This window comes from Catellatospora bangladeshensis, from assembly GCF_016862575.1.
Lineage (GTDB): Bacteria > Actinomycetota > Actinomycetes > Mycobacteriales > Micromonosporaceae > Catellatospora > Catellatospora bangladeshensis.
Map to the genome: position 1 here is coordinate 106923 of NZ_BONF01000009.1, position 15951 is coordinate 122873.

General features: G+C 73.7%; 19 protein-coding genes. 10 read left to right on the top strand and 9 right to left on the bottom strand.

The features are described 5' to 3' along the window. Positions 1-8 precede the first annotated feature (8 nt). From Cba03nite_RS07740 to Cba03nite_RS07760, 5 genes are all read left to right on the top strand, one after another. The gene (locus Cba03nite_RS07740) at positions 9-905 is read left to right on the top strand and encodes a carbohydrate ABC transporter permease (RefSeq protein WP_203743554.1); all 897 of its coding nucleotides are present in this window, start codon (positions 9-11) and stop codon (positions 903-905) included. Further along, positions 902-1789: a carbohydrate ABC transporter permease gene (locus tag Cba03nite_RS07745; protein ID WP_203743556.1), complete on the top strand. Its 888-nt coding sequence runs from the start codon at positions 902-904 to the stop codon at positions 1787-1789. The genes Cba03nite_RS07740 and Cba03nite_RS07745 overlap by 4 nt, the downstream gene beginning before the upstream one ends. 87 nt (positions 1790-1876) lie before the next feature. Then, positions 1877-3283, top strand: coding sequence for an aminopeptidase P family protein (locus Cba03nite_RS07750; protein WP_203743558.1), 1407 nt, complete (start codon positions 1877-1879; stop codon positions 3281-3283). Positions 3284-3418: 135 nt separating this feature from the next. Next, a complete protein-coding gene (locus Cba03nite_RS07755) occupies positions 3419-4414 on the top strand; it encodes a hypothetical protein (RefSeq protein ID WP_203743560.1) in 996 nt (331 codons plus the stop codon). 67 nt (positions 4415-4481) lie between these two features. Next, positions 4482-5345: an ATP-grasp domain-containing protein gene (locus Cba03nite_RS07760; RefSeq protein WP_203743561.1), complete on the top strand. Its 864-nt coding sequence runs from the start codon at positions 4482-4484 to the stop codon at positions 5343-5345. A gap of 10 nt (positions 5346-5355) precedes the next feature. Here Cba03nite_RS07760 and Cba03nite_RS07765 read toward each other — a convergent pair whose 3' ends face one another. Beyond that, positions 5356-6453: a LacI family DNA-binding transcriptional regulator gene (locus Cba03nite_RS07765; RefSeq protein ID WP_203743563.1), complete on the bottom strand. Its 1098-nt coding sequence runs from the start codon at positions 6451-6453 to the stop codon at positions 5356-5358. A 145-nt stretch (positions 6454-6598) separates the two neighbouring features. Here Cba03nite_RS07765 and Cba03nite_RS07770 point away from each other — a divergent pair, with 145 nt between their 5' ends. The 3 genes from Cba03nite_RS07770 to Cba03nite_RS07780 are packed head-to-tail and all read left to right on the top strand — an operon-like array spanning position 6599 to position 8525. Then, positions 6599-6958, top strand: coding sequence for a VOC family protein (locus Cba03nite_RS07770; protein ID WP_203743565.1), 360 nt, complete (start codon positions 6599-6601; stop codon positions 6956-6958). 51 nt (positions 6959-7009) lie between these two features. Further along, the gene (locus tag Cba03nite_RS07775; protein WP_203743567.1) at positions 7010-8062 is read left to right on the top strand and encodes a zinc-dependent alcohol dehydrogenase family protein; all 1053 of its coding nucleotides are present in this window, start codon (positions 7010-7012) and stop codon (positions 8060-8062) included. A gap of 10 nt (positions 8063-8072) precedes the next feature. Further along, entirely contained in the window at positions 8073-8525 is a 453-nt protein-coding gene (locus Cba03nite_RS07780; RefSeq protein WP_203743569.1) for an Lrp/AsnC family transcriptional regulator, read from the top strand. A gap of 10 nt (positions 8526-8535) precedes the next feature. On the opposite strand, the gene Cba03nite_RS07785 is transcribed toward Cba03nite_RS07780, so the two are convergent. The 3 genes from Cba03nite_RS07785 to Cba03nite_RS07795 are packed head-to-tail and all read right to left on the bottom strand — an operon-like array spanning position 8536 to position 11108. Next, entirely contained in the window at positions 8536-9300 is a 765-nt protein-coding gene (locus Cba03nite_RS07785; RefSeq protein WP_203743571.1) for an FAD:protein FMN transferase, read from the bottom strand. After that, positions 9297-9719: an FMN-binding protein gene (locus Cba03nite_RS07790; RefSeq protein WP_203743573.1), complete on the bottom strand. Its 423-nt coding sequence runs from the start codon at positions 9717-9719 to the stop codon at positions 9297-9299. Before Cba03nite_RS07790 ends, Cba03nite_RS07785 begins: the two co-directional genes overlap by 4 nt. A gap of 3 nt (positions 9720-9722) precedes the next feature. After that, the gene (locus Cba03nite_RS07795) at positions 9723-11108 is read right to left on the bottom strand and encodes a ferredoxin reductase family protein (RefSeq protein ID WP_239125549.1); all 1386 of its coding nucleotides are present in this window, start codon (positions 11106-11108) and stop codon (positions 9723-9725) included. 118 nt (positions 11109-11226) lie between these two features. Between Cba03nite_RS07795 and Cba03nite_RS07800 the strand changes: the two genes are divergently transcribed. Further along, positions 11227-11751: a carboxymuconolactone decarboxylase family protein gene (locus tag Cba03nite_RS07800; protein ID WP_203743575.1), complete on the top strand. Its 525-nt coding sequence runs from the start codon at positions 11227-11229 to the stop codon at positions 11749-11751. Between the two features lie 55 nt (positions 11752-11806). Here Cba03nite_RS07800 and Cba03nite_RS40220 read toward each other — a convergent pair whose 3' ends face one another. The 4 genes from Cba03nite_RS40220 to Cba03nite_RS07820 all read right to left on the bottom strand — a co-directional run bounded on the left by Cba03nite_RS40220 (position 11807) and on the right by Cba03nite_RS07820 (position 14081). After that, the gene (locus tag Cba03nite_RS40220) at positions 11807-12139 is read right to left on the bottom strand and encodes a fructosamine kinase family protein (protein WP_203743578.1); all 333 of its coding nucleotides are present in this window, start codon (positions 12137-12139) and stop codon (positions 11807-11809) included. Next, positions 12076-12738, bottom strand: coding sequence for a fructosamine kinase family protein (locus tag Cba03nite_RS40225; RefSeq protein WP_203743580.1), 663 nt, complete (start codon positions 12736-12738; stop codon positions 12076-12078). Before Cba03nite_RS40225 ends, Cba03nite_RS40220 begins: the two co-directional genes overlap by 64 nt. Positions 12739-12850: 112 nt before the next feature. After that, positions 12851-13492: an MBL fold metallo-hydrolase gene (locus Cba03nite_RS07815; RefSeq protein WP_203743582.1), complete on the bottom strand. Its 642-nt coding sequence runs from the start codon at positions 13490-13492 to the stop codon at positions 12851-12853. Positions 13493-13511: 19 nt separating this feature from the next. Next, positions 13512-14081 (bottom strand): histidine phosphatase family protein, encoded by a 570-nt coding sequence (locus Cba03nite_RS07820; protein WP_203743584.1) that lies wholly within the window; start codon positions 14079-14081, stop codon positions 13512-13514. A 218-nt stretch (positions 14082-14299) separates the two neighbouring features. Between Cba03nite_RS07820 and Cba03nite_RS07825 the strand changes: the two genes are divergently transcribed. Then, on the top strand, positions 14300-15160 hold the full coding sequence (locus Cba03nite_RS07825; RefSeq protein WP_203743586.1) for a methyltransferase domain-containing protein: 861 nt from the start codon (positions 14300-14302) through the stop codon (positions 15158-15160). Between the two features lie 8 nt (positions 15161-15168). Here the strand turns inward: Cba03nite_RS07825 and Cba03nite_RS07830 are convergent, their stop codons facing one another. Then, positions 15169-15924, bottom strand: coding sequence for a GNAT family N-acetyltransferase (locus Cba03nite_RS07830; RefSeq protein WP_203743588.1), 756 nt, complete (start codon positions 15922-15924; stop codon positions 15169-15171). Between the last annotated feature and the right edge of the window lie 27 nt (positions 15925-15951).

Below are 15951 nucleotides of genomic sequence, written 5' to 3' on the forward strand. Positions count from 1 at the left end.
AGGTCGCGTTGCGCCACCGTAGGCGGACCTGGATTCCCGGGCTGCTGCTCATCTCCCCGTCCCTGATCCTGCTGGCCGTCTTCGTGTACGGCCTGATCGGCTGGACGTTCAACCTGTCCCTGCAGGACCGCCACAACGCCCGGCCCGCCAAGGGCTACGTCGGGTTCGACAACTACACCAAGCTGTTCACCGCCGACATCAACGACCGTTTCGTGCACTCGCTGCAGAACCTCGTCGTGTTCACGGTGGTGTTCATGGCCGGCACGCTGCTGTTCGGCCTCATCTGGGCGCTGCTGCTGGAGCGGCGGGCCAGGGCGGAGGGCTTCTTCCGCACGATCTACCTGTTCCCGATGGCGGTGTCGTTCGTCGCCTCGGGCGTGGTCTGGCGCTGGCTGATGAACACCGGTCAGGGCGACAGCGCGGGCGGCATCAACGCGATCTTCCACGGCCTCGGGCTGGGCTTCCTGGAGAGCCCGTGGTGGACCCATCCCGACTGGGGTATGGCCGCCATGGCGATGCCCGCGATCTGGCAGCTCGCCGGGTACGTGATGGCGCTGTTCCTGGCCGGGTTCCGCGGCATTCCCGAGGAGCTGCGCGAGGCCGCCGTGGTGGACGGCGCGACCACCTTCCAGCTCTACCGCCAGGTGCTCTTCCCGCAGCTGACCCCGACGATCCTGTCAGCGCTCATCATCACCGGGCACATGTCCATGAAGATGTTCGACCTGATCATGTCGGTGTCCGGGGCGCAGTGGCTGACCGAGGTCCCCGCCGTGTACGTCTGGCAGACCCTGCTCACCCGCGACTACGCCAAGGCCGCCGCGATCTCGGTGTTCCTGCTGCTGGTCGTCGCGGTCGTGGTGGTGCCGTACCTGATCCACGTCAACCGCTCGGAGAAGCGATCATGACCGCAGCCGTCGCCGACCCCGCCGTCCAGACGCAGGCCCCGGCTCCCGGCCCGGCGCGCCGGGCCGGCTTTCCGTGGGCCGCCCTGATCCGGTACGGGCTGCTGCTGTTCTTCGTGCTCATCGTGCTGATGCCGCTGTACGTCCTGGTCGTCACGAGCTTCAAGTCGGGGCGCGAGATCGGCGTCAACGGCCAGTGGAACCTGCCCGAGCAGTGGACCTTCGCGTCCTGGGCGAAGGCGTGGACCGCGCTGGGCCCGTCGTTCGGGCGCACGTTCCAGCTCGCCGTCCCGGTGGCGCTGCTGTCGTCGATCATCGGCGCGGCCAACGGGTTCGTGCTGTCGCGCTGGCGCTTCCCCGGCGCCGACCTGGTGTTCACGCTGATCCTGTTCGGCATGTTCATCCCGTACCAGGCGGTCATGATCCCGCTGCGGGAGATCGTGCTCTGGCTGGGCGTGCCGTCGGGCATCCCCACCCTGATCTTCGTGCACACCGTGTACGGCATCCCGATCTGCACCCTGATCTTCCGGAACTACTACGCCACCGTGGTGCCGGAGGAGCTGATCGAGGCGGGCCAGATGGACGGGGCGGGGCTGCTGCGCACGTTCCGCTCGCTGATCCTGCCGATCTCGATCCCGGGGTTCGTGGTGACCGTGATCTGGCAGTTCACCTCGTCGTGGAACGACTACCTGTTCGCCATCTTCCTGTCCAACACGCGCAACGGGCCGATCACGATCGCCCTGAACGCGCTGGCCGGGGCGCAGTCGCCGGACTACGCCGCGTCGATGGCCGGGGCGCTGATCACGTCGCTGCCCACGCTGCTGGTGTACATCCTGCTGGGCCGCTGGTTCATCGGCGGCATGATGGCCGGCTCGGTCAAGAGCTGACCCGCGCGTGGGACGGGCCGCCGCCCTGACCGGCCCGTCCCACGCGGGGGTGTAAGGAGTCAACCGCGGTACGGTACTGTCTGCGCCATGGCCGAGCAGCGATTCCACACCGGTAGTCACGACCTGCCCGTCTCCGCGGCGCTGGACGAGTTCATGCGCACGGGCTGGCTCGACTCCGAGCACCACGACCTGCCGCGGGCGGAGGTGGCCGGGTGGACGCCGGCCCGGCGCGCCGCGCTGCACCGGGCGTTCCCGGGACACCGGCTCGTGGTCCCGGCGGGCACCTTCAAGGCCCGCTCCAACGACCAGGACTACCGCTTCCGGCCGCACTCGGCGTACGTGTGGCTGACCGGCGACCAGTCCAGCGACGGCGTGGTCGTGGTCGAGCCGGACGGCGACGCCGTGCTCTACCTGCGCCCGCGCTCCGCCCGCGACAACGGCGAGTTCTTCCGCGACCGCCGCTACGGCGAGCTGTGGGCTGGCCGCCGCCCCACCCTGGGCGAGAGCACCCGCGCGCTCGGCGTGCCCACCCGCCACCGGGACGAGCTGCTCGCCGCGCTGAAGCCGGACACCCCGACGCTGGTGCTGCGCGGCCTGGACGCCGAGGTCGACACGGCGGTCGCGCCGTCGTCGGGCGACGCGGAACTCAAGGCGGTGCTCGCCGAGCTGCGGCTGGTCAAGGACGCCTGGGAGATCGCGCAGCTGGAGGAGGCCGTCGCGATCACCACGCGCGGCTTCGAGGACGTGGTGCGGGCGCTGCCGCAGGCGAAGGCCACCTCGGAGCGGCTGCTGGAGGGCGTGTTCTGGCAGCGGGCCCGGCTGGAGGGCAACGAGGTCGGCTACCACTCGATCGTGGCAGCCGGGGCGCACGCGGCGACGCTGCACTGGATCGACAACGACGGCCCGGTGCGCGACGGCGACCTGCTGCTGCTCGACGCGGGCGCGGAGACGCGCAGCCTGTACACCGCCGACATCACCCGGGTGGTGCCGATCTCCGGGCACTTCACCCCGCTGCAGCGCGACCTGTACGAGCTGTGCCGCAAGGCCAACGACGCGTCGCTGGCCGCGCTGGTGCCGGGCGCGGCCTACCGGGACTTCCACCGCGCGGCGATGCGGGTGTACGCGTACGGCCTGGCCGATCTCGGCATCCTGCCGGTGTCGGCGGAGGAGGCGCTGGACGAGGAGAGCGGCCTGTACCGGCGCTGGACGCTGTGCGGCTCGGGCCACATGCTCGGCCTGGACGTGCACGACTGCGCCGCGTCGCGCGCCGAGAACTACCTGGACGGCACGCTGACGCCGGGGCACGTGCTGACCGTGGAGCCGGGCATCTACTTCCAGCCCGACGACGGGCTGATCCCGGCGGAGCTGCGGGGCATGGGCTTCCGGATCGAGGAGGACCTGCTCATCACCGAGACCGGCTACCGGATGCTGTCGGACGGGCTGCCGCGCACCGCGTCCGACGTGGAGTCCTGGATGCACCGGCTGGCTTCTTAACAGTTCGTTCACAGGTCCGCAATGGACACCCGTGGTCAGCATGCTGACTGCGTGACAGGTGCCTCACGGGGGACTGTGGACATCACGCCGTCACACGGCGTGATGTCCACCGTCCCCCAGTGAGAGCGAGCGCCCGTGAAGACACTCCGGCGGACCATGTCCGCGGCGGCCGCGGCCGTCGTGCTGTCCGTGTCGCTGACCGCCGCCCCGGCTGCGGCGAGCGGCGGCCTGCACGCCGTCGACCTCGGCACGCTGACCGGCACCTGCTGCAGCGTCGCGTACGACCTCAACGACCAGGGGGTCGTGGTCGGGGCGAGCCAGGTCGGCACCGGTGAGAACCCGCCGGAGCGGGCGTTCCGGTGGCGCAACGGCACCATGACCGACCTCGGCACGCTGGGCGGCTCGAGCGCCTCCGCGCAGGCCGTCAACAACAACGGCTGGGTCGTCGGCTACAGCCTGCTCGCCGACGGCGTCACCACGCACGCTTTCCTGTGGCGGCCCGCGCTGGGCATGCTCGACCTCGGCTCGCTCGGGGCCGACAGCGTCGCCGTGGACGTCAACGACGCGGGCGTCGTCGTCGGGTACTACGTCGACAGCGGCACGCTGCGCGGCTTCCGCTGGGCGAACGGCGTGCTGACGCAGCTCACCACCACGTCCGGCCATCCGTTCGTGCCGTCCGGGATCAACCGCTACGGCATGGTCTCCGGCACCGCCGAGGACCAGCCCGCGACGTGGCAGGCGGGCACGGTGCGGCTGTACGGCCTGCTCGGCGCCGAGGGCACCGCGCTCAACGACTACGGCGACGTCGCCGCGGTCACCGGCTACCCGTACTACGTGCCGTTCGTGTGGCGCGCGAGCGACATGAACGACCCGCTGTTCACGCCGGCGGCCACCCAGTTCGCGGGCACCACCGACATCAACGAGGCGCGCCACGTCGTCGGCTGGCGGCAGGACGCGTCCGGGGTCCGTGCCGTGTTCTGGTCGCCCACGGGCACCCCGCACCTGCTGCCGGGCCTGGCCCCGGGCGCGCAGTCGCGGGCGCACGCGGTGAACAAGCACGGGCAGGCCGTCGGCCAGGGCAACCTCAACACCACCACGGGCGACTACCACGCCGTGCTCTGGACGCACTGAACCCTCCGGTGATCGAAGCTCCCGCCGACGGCGTGGCGGGAGCCTCGATCACCTAGGCTGGGCGGCTGTGTCCTTTGTGTTCTGCGCCGATCCGCTCACCCCCGGCCGTGTCGACCCGCACTTCGCGGGGCAGGCTCGGGCGGCGCGCGAGGCGGGCGGCACCGTCGCGCTGCTCGACCACGACGCGCTGCTCGCCGGGGACGTCGCCGGTGCGGTCCGCCGCGTCCCGCGCGACCTCGGTGAGGTCTGGTATCGCGGCTGGATGATCCCCACCGGCCGCTACGCCGAGCTGGCCGGGGCGCTCGCCGCGCGGGGCGTGATCCTGCGCGTCTCTCCGGAGGCATACCGTGCCGCGCACGAGCTGCCTGGCTGGTACGCCGCGCTGGCCGAGGTGACGCCGCGCAGCGTGTGGACGCCGTGGGAGCCCGGCGTGGCGCCGACGACGGAGCAGGCCGCAGCGCTGGCCGCGCCGCTGGGCAGCGGCCCGGCCGTGGTCAAGGACTACGTGAAGTCCCGCAAGCACGAGTGGGACGAGGCCTGCTTCGTGCCCGACCTCGCCGACACCGCGCACCTGCGGCGGGTGCTGGCCCGGCTGGTCGAGCTGCAGGAGGACACCCTGCAGGGCGGTCTGGTGGTACGCCGGTTCGAGCACTTCGCGCGCCGGGACGGCCGCACGGTCGAGGCCCGCGTGTGGTGGGTGCACGGCGAGCCGGTCCTGACCGGCCCGCACCCGGACACCCCGGACCTGGCGGCCGCGCCCGGCCTGGCGGCGATCGCGCCGCTCGTGGCGGCGTTCGGGCATCCGTTCGTCACCACCGATGTCGCGCTGCGTGACGACGGCGCGTGGCGGGTGGTCGAGCTGGGCGACGGACAGGTCAGCGATCTGCCGTCCGGGCTGGACCCGGCTGCCCTGATCGCCGGTCTGGCCTGATCGCCGCAGGTCAGCGCTCCGGAACCGGTTCCGGGAACGGTGCCGCGACGGCGATCGCCGGCAGCTGCTCGGCGCGCACCCGGCGGCTGCGCTGACCCGGGATCCGGCCCACCGGCGGGGTGCTGCCGCGCACCACCAGCGTCGTCGCCAGCGGCGCGGCGGGCGCGGCCGGGCGCCCGCCGTCAAGCCGGGTGACCAGGTCACGGGCCGCGGCGGCGCCGAGTTCGGCCCAGGGCACCCGGACCGTGGTCAGCGGCGGCGACGTGTACGCGGCGGGCGCGACGTCGCCGAGCCCGACCACCGCCACTTCGCCGGGCACCTGCCGCCCCGACTCGTACAGCGCCCGCAGCGCCCCGGCCGCCATCGCGTCGCCGTGCACGAACAGCCCGTCGAAGAACAGCCGGGCCCGCAGCAGCCGCTGCACCGCGTCGTATCCGCCCTGCTCGGAGCCGTCGGCCTCGGTCACGTGGCTGGCCCGGAGCACCGCGCCGGTGCCGGTCAGCCGGTCGGTGAAACCCTCCGCGCACGCGTTGCCGAACCCGTCCGCCGCGGGTCCTGTGATCATGGCGATGCGCAGCCGGCCCGCGGCCAGCAGCAGATCCGCCGCGCCCGCGCCGCCGCCGGGGTAGTCGGCGCCGACGGACGGCAGCCCGCTGGGCCGCCCGCCGGTCTCCACCACGACCACCGGCAGGCCGTGATCGTGCAGCTCACGCAGCTCGGCGACGGCCTCGCCGGGGTCCACGGCGAGCACGCCGTCCACCGCGTGGGCGCGTACGCTCGCCGCGAAGCGCTCCAGCGCCGGGCCGTCCCCGGCGGCGGCGTGCAGCAGCAGCCCGTAACCGGTCGGCGCCAGCCCGTCGGCGACGCCCTGCAGCAGCTCCGGCATCCACGGGGTGTGCAGCGACGGCGCCAGCACGCCGACGGTGCGGCTGCGGCCGCTGGCCAGGCCGACCGCGCGGGCGCTGGGCACGTACCCGGTCTCGGCCATGATCTCCTGGATACGGGCCTGGGTGGCCTGGTCGACGTCGGGCCGGCCGTTGAGCACCCGCGACACCGTCGCCTTGCTCACCCCGGCCAGGCGGGCGATGTCCGCGATCGTCACGCGCATGTGGACCTCCGCAGCACTGCCGCCTCACGGAACCGGTTCCGGGACCGGTAGCGGCTACACACGGTAAGCGGCCGCCAAGGCGTCATGTCAAGGCCGATCGGTTATTCGGTCGGCCGTGCCCGCCTACCCGGCTACGGTGTCGCCCATGCCGTTCATCTCCTCGGTCGTCATCCACTGCCGCGACCCGTACCTGATGGCGCCGTTCTGGAGCCTGGTCACCGGCCTGCCGCCGGTCGAGGGGGACCGGGTCGCGCTGGCCGAGCGCTCGCTGGCCGACGGCGAGTCGGTGCTGCTGCGCCACCCCGGCGCCGGGCCCGACGTGTGGATCGCCCAGGCGCGGGAGCTGCTCCCGGTCGGCCGGATCCACCTCGACGTCGTCGCCGACGCGGCAGAGCGGGCGGCGATCGTCGCGGCCGGTGCGACGCTGGTGCGCGAGCAGGAGGATCTGTCGGTCTACACCGACCCCGAGGGCAACGAGTTCTGCCTGCTGCACGAGCGTCACTGAGCACCGGGCATCGCGCTGACCCGGCGCATCCGCCCGACTAGGATCATGCACATGCGCGCCACGGTGATCCACGCTCCGCACGACGTCCGCATCGAGGACGTGCCGGACCCGGTCCTGCAGCACCCCACCGACGCCGTGGTCCGGGTGACGCACGCCTGCATCTGCGGCAGCGACCTGTGGGCGTACCAGGGCGTCGCCAAGCGCGAGCCGGGCCAGCGCATCGGGCACGAGTTCCTCGGCGTGGTCGAGGCGGTCGGCGCCGACGTGACCGGCCTGCGCGCGGGCGACGTGGTGGTGGCCCCGTTCGTGTGGTCGGACGGCACCTGCGACTTCTGCCGCGAGGGCCTGCACACGTCCTGCCCGGTGGGCGGCTTCTGGGGGCAGCCCGGCTCCGACGGCGGCCAGGGCGAGGCGGTGCGCGTCCCGTGGGCCGACGGCACCCTGGTCAAGCTCCCGGCCGGGCTCTCCGACGCCGAGCTGGTGAAGATCCTGGCACTGTCCGATGTGATGTCCACCGGCCACCACGCCGCGCTCGCCGCCGGGGTGCGCAAGGGTGGCACGGTCGCCGTGGTCGGCGACGGGGCCGTGGGCCTGTGCGGGGTGCTGGCCGCACACCGGCTGGGCGCCGAGCGCATCATCGCGCTGGGCCGCCACGACGCGCGCACCGCGCTGGCCCGGCGCTTCGGCGCGACCGACGTGGTGCCCGAGCGCGGCGACGAGGCGATCGCCGTGGTCCGCGAGCTGACCGGCGGGCAGGGCGCGCACGCCGTCATCGAGGCGGTCGGCACCGAGCAGTCGATGCGCACCGCGATCGGCGCGGCCCGCGACGGCGGAGCGGTCGGGTTCGTCGGGGTGCCCCACGGCGGCTCGGCCGGCGTCGACCTCGGGGACATGTTCGGCCGCAACGTCGCGCTGCGCGGCGGGGTGGCCCCGGCGCGGGCGTACATCCCGGAGCTGCTCGCGGATGTGCTGGCCGGGACGCTGGACCCGTCGCCGGTCTTCGACGTGTCCGTCGGGCTGGACGGGGTGCCTGGCGGATATGCCGCGATGAACGATCGTAAGGCGCTGAAAGTGCTGGTGCGCCCGAACACGGCGGCGGTGTAGCTTGAGCGCCGTGGAAGAGACCGACCAGGCCATCGTTTCGGCCCTCACCGCCGACGGGCGTATGTCGTACACGGACCTGGCCGAGAAGGTCGGGCTGTCCGTGTCCGCCGTCCACCAGCGGGTACGCAGGCTGGAGCAGCGCGGCGTGATCACCGGCTACGGCGCGCGGGTGGACTACAACGCGATCGGCCTGCCGCTGACGGCGTTCGTGGCGATCCGCCCGTTCGACCCGGCGCAGCCCGACGACGCCCCCGAGCGCCTGGCCCACCTGTCCGAGATCGAGTCGTGCTTCTCGGTGGCCGGTGAGGACTTCTACATCCTGCTGGTCCGCGTCGCGTCCCCGGCGGACCTGGAGCGCCTCCTGCAGGAGATCCGCACCGGGGCCAACGTGACCACCCGCACCACGGTCGTCCTGTCCACCCCCTTCGAGCAGCGCGCCCCGAAGATCCACCTGGCCGACTGAGGTCTGCTGGTCACACGGCGCCCGGGAAGCGGCCGGTGGTGTGCCGCCGCCCGCCGGGCTCGATGAGCAGCGCCTCGTAGCCCGTGCCGGACAGCAGGGTGAGGCCGGTGGCGCCCTTCGCGGCGACGGCGGTGGCGTAGACGTCGGCCCACAGCAGCGACGGCCCGGTGACGGTCACCCCCGCGACCTCGGTGGCGGCCGTGCCGTGGTACGGGTCGAACAGGTGCGCTCCGCGCCGCGCGGTGCCGGACGTGGCCGCCGCCCCAGCCGCCAGGGGCAGCACCCCGGCCAGCCGGGACGGGTCGAGCGGGTCCTCCACGCCGACCCGCCACGGCGGACGGCCCGGCAGCGTGGCCACGACCACGTCACCGCCCGCGTTCAGGCAGAAGTCGTGCCCGGACAGCAGCCGCGCGGCCGCCTCCACGGCCCAGCCTTTGACCAGTCCCGTCGGGTCCCAGCGCGGCGCGCCGCCGGGGCCGGGCAGCATCGCGTCGAACCAGCCGCCGGTGCGCTCGCGGGCCTGCTCGCACAGCTCCGCCACCTCGGCCACCCAGGGGTGTGCGCCGCCCGCCGCCAGCTCCCCGCGCCGCACCCGGCTCACGTCGCTGTCCGCGCGGTAGGTGCTGAACACCGCGTCCACCTGCCGGAGCAGCGCGAACACCGCCTCCACCGCAGCCGCGACGGGTGGCGCGGCCAGGCCGGGGCCGCGCAGGTGCAGGCTGACCGGCATACCCATGAGCTGCTCGACCCAGGCCCGGCGGGGCAGCGTGCTCATGCCCGGTGCGCCTGGTCGATGGCGTACTGCAGCGAGTCCAGGTACGCCCGGCTGGTGGCGGTCGCGCCGGTGACGGTGTCCACGTCGGCCGACTGGGCGGCCAGCACCCGCTGCTTCAGCTCCGGCAGCGCGAAGTCGTTGAGCACCAGGGAGTGCTCGTGCACGGTGTGCACCTGGAGGGTGACCACGTCGGCGATCCGGCCGCCGGCGAAGACGACCCGCACCTGCACCACGCCGTAGTCGGTGGTCACCGCGCTGCCGTCGACGACCTGGCCGTCGGCGAACCGCGTGGGCTGCGGAGCCGGAGAGGCCAGGGCCTGGCCCGGTCTCGGGATCGCCGCGCCGAGGCTGGTGCGGTAGCTGAACAGCCCGACCAGGCCCGCCAGCGTCGCCAGCAGGAAGAACGTGATCCTACGCATCGCTCACCACCCGAACCGCTCGTCGTGGACCTGCCGGGCGGGCACCCCGGCCGCGCGCAGCGCCGCGCGGGCCGCGGCCATCCACGGCGGCGGCCCGCACAGGAACACGTCCCGCCCGGCCAGCTCCGGGACCAGGTGCGCGAGCGCCTCGTCGTCGGCGAACCGCGCGGCCAGGTCGGCGGTCAGCCAGGACACCCGCCCCGCGGGCGGCGGTCCCGGTAGGTAGATCACCTGTGCGCCGCGTTCGCGGGCGATGCCGTCGATCTCGTCGCGCAGCACCAGCTCCTCATCACTGCGCGCCCGGTAGATCAGGGTCACCTCGTCCGGGGCGTACCGCATGCCCTCCAGCAGCGCCCGCAGCGGGGTGATGCCGATCCCGGCGGCCATCAGCAGCACCCGCTCGCCGCGGCGGCGGCTCTCGGTGAGCGTCCCGAACGGACCCTCGATCAGCACGGCCGTGCCCGCAACAGCCCCGGCGAGCCGGGCGCCGTCGTCGCCCGCGGCCCGGAAGGTGAACCGCAGCCGGTCGGCGCGCGGCGCCTCGGACAGCGAGAACGGGTGTGCCCGGCTCCAGCCCCGCCCGGTGCGCAGCCGCCAGGTCAGGAACTGCCCCGGCCGGGCCGCCAGCCGGTCCAGCCGCTGCCCGCCGAGGTAGACCGAGTACACGTCGGACACCTCGTGGCGCACCTCGGTGACGGTGAGCCGATGGCGGCGGCTCAGCCACAGCGGCCGCCCGACCCGGAACACCAGCAGCGCGGCGAACGCGGCACCCCACAGCGTCCACCAGTACACCGACGCCGCGGGCGAGGTGACGAAGTGCGCGCCGTTCCACAGCTGGTGCGGCACGGCCAGCCCGACGCCGAGGTACGCGTACAGGTGCAGCAGGTGCCAGTTCTCGTAGCGCACCCGCCGCCGCGCCGCCCGCACCGACAGTCCCACCACCAGCACCAGCAGCGTGGTGCCCGCTGCGGCGAGCAGCATGCCCGGGTAGCGCACGACCAGGTCGGCGAGCTGGGCGAACACCCCGGTGCCGGCGGGCGCGGCGTACCCGTACCCCACCAGCACCACGTGCCCGGCCATCAACCAGAACGAGGTGAAGCCGAGCAGCCGGTGGCCGCGGGCGAGCCGGTCCTGGCCCCAGGCGTGCTCCAGCCACGGCACCCGCGCCATCGCGAGCACCTGCAACAGCAGCAGGTCGGCGGCGACCAGACCGGTCAGCCGGGCCGCGGCCAGGATTGCCGTGCCCTCGGTCAGCAGCGCGGCCGGGCCGCCCGCGGCGGTCCACAGCACGAGCACGACCAGCACGGAGGCCGCCGCGAGCGCGCCGGTGAGCACGCGGCCGAGGGCGCCGTCGCGGCGGCGGGGGAGGGGAGAGCGGTCAGGGGTCACGCCACGGCGAGTCCGGGGGACGCCGCCCGGTTCCCGCCGGGGCCGGGAAATCCGCGGCGTGCTGACGGATGGGGGACAGCCCTGTTGCCGGGTGCCGTGATCCGTTTAACCTCGCCGCATGACCTACCTCGCCACCCCCGCCGACTCCCCGCTGTTCGCGAACCAGACCGGCCACATCCCGAACTACCTGAGGGTGTTCGCGCTGCAGCCGGGCGCGTACGCGGCCTGGGAGCAGCTGTCCGCCAGCGTCCGCGACGGCATGGACCTGCACCGGTACGAGCTGGTCACCCTCGCCGCGGCCCGCCGCCTGGGCTCGGACTACTGCACCCTGGCCCACAGCAAGGTGCTGCGCGACCGCTTCTACGACGCCGACCGCCTGCGCGCCATCGTCGACGACCACCGCAACGCCGGGCTGTCCCCGCTCGACGTCGCCATCATGGACTTCGCCGACCAGGTCGCCGCCGACCCCACCGCCATCACCGACGAGCACGCCGCCCCCCTGCGCGCCCACGGCCTGTCCGACCAGGACATCTTCCAGATCGTCCTGGCCGTCTGCATCCGCCGCTTCTTCAGCGGCGTCCTCTCCGCCGTAGCCGCCACCCCCGACCCCGCCCTCCTGACCCCCACCCCCGATCTGCGTTGATCATGAACTTAGGGGCGTGTTCGACGGCGTGTCACGACCCTGGTACCGTGATCACCTAGCGGTAGCGGGCCAGGGTGGCGGCGATGCGGGCGAGGAAGGGGCGGCCGAAGGCGGACGTGCCGTCCACCGCGACCACGGCCAGGTAGCCGTGCAGCCGCCACAGCTCGCGGCGCTGCGCGAACCCGGGGTCGTTCGGCAGCACCTCGCGGTATCCGTCGAACACCGTCTCGGGCACGGGGGCGAAGTAGTCGAGCAGGGCCAGGTCCAGTTCGGGGTGCCCGTAGTAGGGGCCGGTGTCCAGCAGGTACGCCGTGTCGGCGGTGGTCAGGAAGTTGTTCTGCTGCGCGTCGCCGTGCAGCAGGGAGGGGACCGGCTCGGGCCCGCACACCGGGGCAGGTCGGCGGCCAGCCGCTCCACCCCGGTGGCCAGCTCAGCGGGCAGGTTCCCGGAGGCGACGGCGTCGCGCAGCCGGGGCAGCAGCCGCCGCTGCGCGTAGAAGCCTGCCCAGCCCGTGCCGGTCGGGCGGTTGTCCTGGGCCAGCGGGCCGAAGTACCCGTCGAACTCGGCCAGGCCGAACCGGTCCCCGCGGGCGCTGTGCAGGATGGCCAGGGTGCGGCCGATCGCGCGCCACTGCTCGGGGGTACGCCGCTGCGCCGGCACCTCGGGCAGCGCCTCCAGCAGCAGTAGCGTCCCGGCGGGGGAGCCGGCCGTGCCCGGCCCGACGGGCAGGGGTGTGCGGACTCCGCCGCGCTCGCGCAGCAGCCGGTGCCCGCGCAGCTCCACGCCGAACCGGTCCGCGCCGCCCGCCGAGCCGTCGAGCTTGGCGAACACGGAGAACGGCGTGCCGTGCAGGATCCCGCACCGGTGCGAGGCGCGCTCGTCCAGGTCGGTGAAGCCGGTCGCCGACCAGGGCCGTCCACGATGGCCGGAAGCGGCCCGCTCGACCACCGCCCGCACCCCGGGCTCCCACAACGGATGCGTCACCACCCGGCCGATCCTACGGACCGTCCCGGACGCGTGAAGATCGCTGGTTCGTGTCAGGAGCTGCGGCTGGACCACATGTTCCGACACGAACCAGCGATCTCCGCCCGCAGGCGAGTCAGAGAGTGATCGCCTCGCCGAGGGGGATGCGGGCGTAGTCGGTGTCGCCCTTGAAGCCCATCCAGCGGTCGAAGTTGTCGTAGCCGACGTCCGGCGACAGCATCCGGTCGTGGATCGGGAAGGCGCGCGCCGGGGCCACGGCCCGGGTGAAGTCCAGCGCCTCCCGCAGCTTGAACCACGGCGCGCCCGCCGGCACGAGCAGCGTGGTCACCGGCTGCTCGGGGACGAAGAACGAGTCGCCGGGGTGGTAGACGCCCTCGACGACGTACCCCAGGTTGGCGCAGCCGGGAAGGCCGTCGTAGATCTCGGCGTGCGCGCCGCCGACGGCGTTCACCGCGAAGCCGCCCGCGGTGAACGCGTCCCCGGTGGCCACCGGCGTGATCGCGGCGGCGACCGCGGGCGCGTCCTCGGCCGCGGCCACGTCCCGCACCGCCGCAGGCGCGTACACCCGCAGCTCGCGGGACTTCAGCAGGGACTCCAGGTGGGCGAAGTCCACGTGGTCGTAGTGCTCGTGGGTGACCAGGATGTCGGTGACGCCCTCGTACGCCGCCGGCTCCGTCCAGACACCCGGGTCGATCAGCAGACGGCGCGCGCCGTCCTCGAGGCGTACGCAGGCATGGGTGAATTTGATCAACTGCACGCGCTCACCTTACCGGCGGTCAGAGGTTCCAGCGCAGCAGGACGGGGGTCTCCCGCTCGAAGCCCAGCACGCTCAGGGTGCCCGTCTCCAGCCGGAACAGCGCCCCGCCCTGCGGCGGCAGGCCCAGCCAGCGCGCGGTGAGCACGCGCAGCTGGTGCGCGTGGCCGACCAACGCCACGTCCCCGGCGGTCAGCATGGTGCGGGCGCGCTCCAGGACCCGGTCGGCGCGGGCGCCCACCAGCTGGGCGGTCTCGCCGCCGGGACCGGGGCAGCCCTGGTCCCACAGGCTCCAGTCGGCGCGCTGCTCGCGGATGTCGGGGGTGGTGCGGCCCTCGTACGCGCCGTAGTTCCACTCCAGGAGGTCGTCGTCGAGCGCGGTGACGTCCAGCCCGGCGAGCTGCGCGGTGCGTACGGCGCGCTGGAGGGGACTGCACAGCACGGCGGCGAACGCGCGCCCGGCGAGCAGCTCGGCGAGCCGGGCCGCCTGCCGCTCGCCCTCGGGGGTCAGCGGCAGGTCGGTGAACGAGGTGTGCCGGCCTGCCGCGCTCCACTCGGTCTGCCCGTGACGGACCAGCACGATCTCACGCATGGCGCTGATCCTCCCAGCTCGGCGGTCTCCACGGCCACGTTAGCGGTGGTCACGGCCTTCCCGGGCGTTTTCCGCCCCGCAGTTCAATTCCTAGCGTCCTAGGACTCCGTAGAGCGTGTGCGGTCCGCGACAAGCCGACAGCCAGCGCCGACGCGGGCAAGTTTGTTGATCATGGACGGCTCGCGACGCGGCAGCCCGGCAGCTCACAGAATTGAGGTATGACGGACGACCCGCTCATGCCGCACTACGCACGGGTCGACCAGAGCCCGCCGCAGATGCAGGCCCGGCTGGTCGCGTATCTGGACCGCGCCGCGGTGCAGCCGGCCATCGCCGAGGCGCGGGCCCTGGCCGCCGAGGCGATGCATGTCAAACCCGGTCACCGCGTGCTCGACGGCGGCTGCGGGCTGGGGGAGGAGGCCTGCTCGCTGGCGCTGCTGGTCGGGCCCGAGGGGCGGGTCGAGGGCGTGGACAACTCGCGCAGCATGCTGGCGCTGGCGGCGCACCGCCACGCGCGCTGGCGCGAGACCCATCCGGACGCGGGCGACGTGCGCTTCACGGCCGGCGACCTGGCCCGGCTGGACTATCCCGCGGGCACGTTCGACGCGGTGCGGTGCGAGCGCACGCTGCAGCACCTGCTCGACGCCGAGCGCGTGATCGCCGAGCTGGTGCGGGTGACGCGCCCGCAGGGCCGGATCTGCCTGGTGGACACGGACTGGGAGTCGCTGGTCTTCGACGGGCTGCCCGCCGAGGTGATGACGCCGATGCTGTGGCGGTTGCGGCACCACAGCGTGATGAGCAACCCGGCGATGGGCCGTACGCTGCGCAGCCGCCTGCGCCGGGCGGGGGTGCGGGAGCTGGAGTGCCATCCGCTGACGGTGTGTTTCACCGAGCCGGCGCAGGCGCAGCACGTGGTGCCGTACTTCGAGCGGGACCTGCTGCTGCACATCGTGGGGGAGGAGGACGGTGACGCGACGTCGACGGTGGACCGGTGGCTGGACGCGGTGGCCGACGCCGCGGACCGGGAGGACTTCCTGATGGCGCTGACGCTGTGGGTGGTCGCCGGCACGGTGCCCGCCTGACGGGCGGGTCAGGGTAGGTCGATGCTGAGGACGCGGGTGCGGACGTGGAAGCCGGCGGCGTCGTACAGGCGGCGGGCGGGGTTGCCGTCGACCACTTCCAGGCCGAGGCGGGGCAGGCCGGCGGCGCGGGCGCCGTGGAGCGCGTGGACGAGCAGGGCACGGCCGAGGCCGCGGCCCTGGGCGTGGGGCGCGACGCCGATGTTGAGGATCCAGGCGCACAGGTCGTCGGTCCACGGGGCGGGTCCGGCGCAGAGCACGTGCCCGGCGCTGCGGCCGTCGGGCCCGACGACGCGGGCGGAGGCTTCGGCCAGCGGCGGCACGGGTTCGCCGCGTTCGAACATGCCGCGGACCTCGCGGGTGTCGTTGTCGGTCCAGCCGCCGTCGGGGTGGGGTGGGCGGTAGGCGGCGGCCAGGCCTTCGGCGAGGTCGTCGTCCCAGCCGGCGGGGGCGAGGGTCCAGCCGTCGGGCAGCTGGGGCATGGCGGGCAGGTCGGCGAGGTCGTGGCGCATGTCGGTGGCGGCACGGCGGAGTTTCAGGCCGGTGTGCACGACGGCGAGGGCGAGCTGGTCGTCCGGGGTCTGCAGGCGTCGCCCGGCGAGGTCCCGGCGGGCCTGGGCGGCGATCAGCGGTAGTGGAGCGCCGGGCAGCGGCCGGACGTCGTCGGCGAGCGGAGTGCCGTCGTCGTCGCGGAGCCGGAGGCGGGCGAGCGGGGTGCCGTCGGTGCCGGTGAGGATGGTGTGGTCGGCGTCGGGGTGCAGGGGCATCCGGGCACCTTATGTGTTCTTCGGGGG